Genomic DNA, 926 nt, shown 5'->3' with positions numbered 1-926 from the left:
TAGGCTCTGTACGTAAACCCAAGAAATACGATTTTCTGTAAAATACACCGCCATTAAAGCCAGGAGGCCAAGATGGCAAAGCGGTATGAACTCCCCGACGCAGCCTGGGATCTGGTTGCAGATATCTTCACCAAAAATCAGCGCACCGGGCGCCCTCGGGCCGATGATCGCCTGATGCTAAACGGTATTCTCTGGGTGCTTTGCTCTGGCGCAGCCTGGCGAGACATGCCCGAACGATTCGGCCCTTGGTCAACGATCTATCAACGGTTCCGGGGATGGCGTGATTGCGGAGCTTTTGATCAGATGCTCAAGCGTCTTCATATCCGATTGAATGAGCAGGGTTTGATTGACTTGGAAACATGGATGATCGACTCCACTGCCGTACGAGCAACCCGGGCCTCATCAGGTGCCGGGAAAAAAGGGGATTTGAAGAACCGCAAGACCACGCGCTCGGGCGCAGCCGGGGTGGCCTGACGACCAAGATTCACATGCTGTGCGACGCCAATGGTGTGCCTCTGCGTTTCCTGTTGTCAGGCGGACAAGCCAGCGATATAGCCTATGCCCAACCGCTACTCGATCAGGCTTGCATACCCAGCCTGCGCGGTCGCCCACGCAAGCGTTGCCGCTGGTTGCTGGCTGACAAGGGTTACGACGCTGAAGCGCTGCGCCAGTATTGTGATCGTTATCGCATGCAGCCAGTCATTCCGTTGCGAAGCATGAAGCGCAAAACCAAGCCAGGATTGCCTCGACTTTTTGATCGCCCCAAATATCGGCAGCGCAACATCATCGAACGCATGTTTGGCTGGCTGAAGGAGAACCGTCGCATCGTGACGCGCTTCGACAAGCTCGCAACAAGTTTTGCGGCGATGGTCTCATTGGCCTGCGCTATGCGGTGCTTGCGACAATACTTTACGTACAGAGCCTAG

At 55.5% G+C, this 926-nt stretch carries 1 pseudogene; it reads left to right on the top strand.

Annotated features, from left to right (window positions below):
- Positions 1-72: 72 nt before the first annotated feature.
- Positions 73-926: pseudogene (locus GHO42_RS03800) on the top strand (IS5 family transposase).

Source organism: Pseudomonas sp. FSL R10-0056 (genome assembly GCF_009600105.1).
In the GTDB taxonomy this organism is placed as follows: Bacteria; Pseudomonadota; Gammaproteobacteria; order Pseudomonadales; family Pseudomonadaceae; genus Aquipseudomonas; species Aquipseudomonas bubulae.
This window is presented reverse-complemented; position numbering and strand designations above follow the sequence as displayed.